Consider the following 4197-nt stretch of genomic DNA (forward strand, 5'->3'; position numbering starts at 1 on the left):
GAAGCTTTTAACTAAAGATCTTTTTTGTTAGAATTGGAAAAACTTGTCTTTTAAAAGTCTCTAAAAATGATTATATGTAAATTTTGTGAATGTTCTGATTACTTTAAAAGCGGTTTTGTTCGAGGGGGGCAGCGGTACACATGTAAAAAATGTGGAAAAAATTTCACGAGGTGTGCCCGAGAAAGACAAGCTCAAAGCCCTCGCTTTATACGCAAGCGGCTTTTCAATGAACCGAATTGCTCAGCGTTTTGGTGTCAGCGCGAGCGCTGTTTTGAAGAGGGCGGGCACCTTATAATCAAAGCTATGCGCCAAAATTGAGCCCCCCCCAGAAGACAACGGTAGCGTCAAGGAAGTGGATGAGTTTTGGTATTATTAAAAAAAAAGAAGCAAAAAGTTTGGATTTCTAAAGCTTGAATTTCTAAATCCTATGATCGTTCTGGAAAACGGCTCATCGATTGGGAATTTGGTGATCTCTCAATTCAAACTTTCAAACGACTTTTTGAACGATTAAAGAAACGGAAAATTTTATTTTATTGCAAAGATCCTTTGGAAGGTTTTAATAAAATTATTCCAAGCCCCCGACTCTTTCAGGAAAAAGATAAAACGTTTTCCATTGAACAAAATAATGCTCCACACCGCTATTGGTTTGCAAGATTTCGCCCCTCCTTGCAAACACAAGATGCTCTTGAAATGGAGGTAACACTGCTTATTTTTGCTGTACTTCACGTTAATAAAACCTCGAAAATTAATCATGCTATCTTTGGTTAAAGGTCTCTTCTTTTGAATGAAAAAAGTATAAAAATTTAAGTTCAATTTGAACTGTTTTTATAATATACGTCCACGCTTTCTTCTTTAGACTTGACGAAAAGCCAAACCAACGTTTATGATAAGCGCAATGATGGAGTTTGAAGTTTTTATGAAATTTTCCCCTATAGTAAGGTTTGCGCCAAGTCCTACAGGGTTTTTGCATTTAGGAAATGCCAGGATTGCGTTATTTAACTGGGTTTTTGCTCGAAAACATGGAGGGACTTTTATTTTACGCATTGATGATACAGATAAAGAGCGTTCTAAACCTTTTTATACTGAATCTTTGAAAAAAGATCTTCAGTGGCTAGGGATAGATTGGGATGTTTCTTTTTCTCAATCAGACAGGGAAGAGTTTTATACTCCTTATATCGAATCTCTGAAACATAACGGGTATTTATATCCGTGTTGCGAGACTGCTCAAGAATTAGAAGCGCAAAGAGCTAGTCTTCGCTTAAATCATCACGCTCCTGTTTTTGATAAAGAAAATCGTCGAATTGACAATACTCGTCCAAAACATTGGCGCTTTTCCCTTAGAAAAGAAAAAATCTTTTGGAACGATGCCTTGCAAGGAGAGTGTCATTATGACACTTCTCACATCAGTGACCCTATTGTGATTCGAGAAGACAGAAGCTTAAGCTATCTGCTGACCAGTGTACTAGATGATCAAGATCCCCAATATCCAATAACCCATGTAATTCGCGGAATGGATCATTATGTGAATACAGCCATCCAGTGTCAAATATTTGAAGCGCTGAAAAAAGAATGTCCTACGTTTATTCATTTACCTCTTTTACAACAGCACACCGGAGAAAAATTTTCAAAGCGTGAAAAAGGAAGCGGAATCCAAGATTGGAGAGCTGCCGGAATATTTCCTGAAAGTATTTGTCAAGTTCTGCTAAATTTATCTTGTGAGAATTCTGAATTAACAAAGACTTTTGAAGAAAGAGTATCAAATTTCTCTTGGGATTCTTATTCAAAAGCTTCCCAGGTTCGCTTTGACCTTGAAACCATTTGGAGCGCATCCAATCATTATTTTTCCGCGCTATCTTGGGAATCTCTCCAGCCTTATTTACTTGATTTCCCTTGTAAAAATTTGACAAAAGCGCATTGGCAGTGTATTGCTCCAAATATTTATTCTTTTTTGGATATTCAAGCTTGGGATAAAGTTTTTGGTCCGCACTGGCATGCTAAACAGGGAAATACGGAAAATTCTTGGGAAAATTTGCTTCAAAATCCTTTGTATTTAGAAGCTGCATTATTTCAATGGAACCAGGTTTTTAACCCCATTGCCTCTGCTCAGCAAGAAATATGTTGGAAGGAATTATGGAAAAATTGGACGAAACTTCTTGCACAGCAATTTTCCGTTAAATCGTTTGAGGTTTGTAACTCTTTGCGTTGGATTCTAACAGGAAAAGCCAAAGGCCCCCCTATGATTCAAATTTTTCCTTTAATAGGGGGCCTTTGTATTGAGCATAGGTTAAAATCATTTTCTAGAGAGATCTTAGAAAAAACAGAGCGTAAATTTTAAAATAAAAAAAGTGAAATAAAAAAAGTGTAATAGTCTTATTTCTAAAGTGAAGGAAAGTATACTTTTTGTTTTGTTAAATTTTTTCTGTATGGCCTAGTAAATTAAGGAAAGTTGTGGTAAAATTTTGCGGTAAAATATTTACGTTAAAGACCAGATGAATCATTTTGCAAAACCGAGATTTTTTTCCAAAGTTTGTCGACGATATGGGGAGGTTTTGCTTGGTGCGTCTCAACCTTTATTGGATACGGTGATTGAAGAACTTGCTTCGGTAAGAATTTGGTTTCATGAAAAGCAGGTTTTGTGGAGACTATTATGCGCCGTTCCATCTTTGAAACAGATTGGCGAAGGTATTTTAGAACAATGTAGAAAAAGCACTGGTCCGTGGAGCTCTGTTACAGAAAAATTGCTCTATCTTCTTTACAAAGAACATAGGATGAGTTTTTTGTGGGATTTATTGGCTTACCTAGAAGATAGAAAGCAAGAAATAGAAAACGTTTACGTTACAACAGCTGTTGTTCTGCCAGAGCATGTTATTTCTTGGTTTGTTGAATGGTTTAAAGTGCACCACCACGTGAACGTTCGCATTCATCAATTTATGAATGTGGACCTTATTTTAGGAAGCATGATTATATGGCGTAACATACTTATCGATTTTTCCTTAGCTCCAAAATTGCGTATTATAGAACGCACCATGGCAAAAGATTTGAATTTTGAGCTTCCAAAATCTTTTTTTTAAATAGAGTAACATTGCGTTGGTTTTAGTTTAAGATACCTATAAAAAAGATTGAAAAAATTTTATATTTTTTTATATTTTTGCCTTTAATAGTGGCTTAATCAGAACTCTCGAATTTTCTTCTTTTAAACCGCCATGTAGTGACGTTAACAGTTTTTTTGAGCGTTTGAAAAATTATTCAATTGCGCTGTTCTTCTACTAGATTTTTCCGAAAAGTCAAGTGTTAAATTTAATTTCTCAGGAGCGTTTTGTTTAAAAAATGAAAATATATACTCATGCTGAATGAAATTGTTTAAAAGTTTGATGTTATGTGTTAATAATTTTTCTTATGCAAATATTTCTAACAGAAGAAGCTCGTGTTGCGTTAAGAACGCAGCATAGGCAAGAAAAGAACCGACGCGTAGAAGATAGGATTAAGGATGTTTTGCTATCCGATAAAGGATGGAGCTCGTCAAATTGCTTAGGCTCTTTTGATTGACGATCGTAGAGGAGTATAAGGAAGATCAAAAGTTAATGGTGTAAAGCAAGAGCTCTGTAAGCAAGCTGAATGTTTCACAAGCAGAAAAACTTATCGCACATTTGGAAAGCCACACCGTATATGAAAGTGATTGATATGTTCTTGAGGCATTGCCTAGATGATTCAAGGCAAGACCTCATGGCTACGCGCCCATAATTTTTCATTTAAAAATCCAAAAGCGCGGCCTGCAAAGACAGCTCCAGCCAAGCAGGAAGCCCTTTATTCAACGGTGATGACAATCGCCGAAGAATGAATCCATCCTGTTTGGTGATGGCGTGCACGCCACCATGGCAACGAAAATCACCTGTCAGGCACCCTCATGACGGCCTACACGCATGAACCCGATGGGAGCCTTAGATTTGACGGGTGGTGTCCTTAAAAACTTTGAAGACGTTTTTTTATCAGCTGAAAGATGCCTAACGTTCACCGGATCAAGGTCCCTACAAACAAAGACACCCAAAAAGTAGCGAAAGAAATGGGGATTGAGATGCATTATTTGCTCTCCCAGCCCTAACTTGAACCTCATCGAAGAATGAACATGTGCGCAATACTCGAGTTTTCGTCTCTGCCAAAGAGTTTTGCAATAGTATACTGCATTTTTTCTACCAAACC

At 37.0% G+C, this 4197-nt stretch carries 6 protein-coding genes; all 6 read left to right on the top strand.

The genetic code is table 11. The features are described 5' to 3' along the window. Nucleotides 1-85: 85 nt before the first annotated feature. Nucleotides 86-295 (top strand): helix-turn-helix domain-containing protein, encoded by a 210-nt coding sequence (locus tag HE1_RS00990; RefSeq protein WP_084490833.1) that lies wholly within the window; start codon nt 86-88, stop codon nt 293-295. A 251-nt stretch (nt 296-546) separates the two neighbouring features. Beyond that, nucleotides 547-768, top strand: coding sequence for a hypothetical protein (locus tag HE1_RS09515; RefSeq protein ID WP_035543634.1), 222 nt, complete (start codon nt 547-549; stop codon nt 766-768). A gap of 115 nt (nt 769-883) precedes the next feature. Further along, on the top strand, nt 884-2335 hold the full coding sequence (locus HE1_RS01000) for a glutamate--tRNA ligase (RefSeq protein WP_084490834.1): 1452 nt from the start codon (nt 884-886) through the stop codon (nt 2333-2335). Nucleotides 2336-2489: 154 nt separating this feature from the next. Beyond that, the gene (locus tag HE1_RS01005; RefSeq protein WP_006288233.1) at nt 2490-3071 is read left to right on the top strand and encodes a F0F1 ATP synthase subunit delta; all 582 of its coding nucleotides are present in this window, start codon (nt 2490-2492) and stop codon (nt 3069-3071) included. Nucleotides 3072-3396: 325 nt separating this feature from the next. Continuing rightward, nucleotides 3397-3546, top strand: a complete 150-nt coding sequence (locus HE1_RS08580; RefSeq protein WP_162531143.1) for a hypothetical protein — start codon at nt 3397-3399, stop codon at nt 3544-3546. 157 nt (nt 3547-3703) lie between these two features. Beyond that, nucleotides 3704-3838 (top strand): hypothetical protein, encoded by a 135-nt coding sequence (locus HE1_RS09880; RefSeq protein ID WP_278243026.1) that lies wholly within the window; start codon nt 3704-3706, stop codon nt 3836-3838. Nucleotides 3839-4197 lie beyond the last annotated feature (359 nt).

It is taken from the genome of Holospora elegans E1, from assembly GCF_000648275.1.
GTDB lineage: Bacteria > Pseudomonadota > Alphaproteobacteria > Holosporales > Holosporaceae > Holospora > Holospora undulata_A.

Excerpts from the sequence above, each read along its gene's own strand:
- HE1_RS01000 (WP_084490834.1), top strand. The coding sequence starts at position 884 with ATGATAAGCGCAATGATGGAGTTTGAAGTTTTTATGAAATTTTCCCCT.
- HE1_RS01005 (WP_006288233.1), top strand. The coding sequence starts at position 2,490 with ATGAATCATTTTGCAAAACCGAGATTTTTTTCCAAAGTTTGTCGACGA.
- HE1_RS08580 (WP_162531143.1), top strand. The coding sequence starts at position 3,397 with ATGCAAATATTTCTAACAGAAGAAGCTCGTGTTGCGTTAAGAACGCAG.
- HE1_RS09880 (WP_278243026.1), top strand. The coding sequence starts at position 3,704 with ATGATTCAAGGCAAGACCTCATGGCTACGCGCCCATAATTTTTCATTT.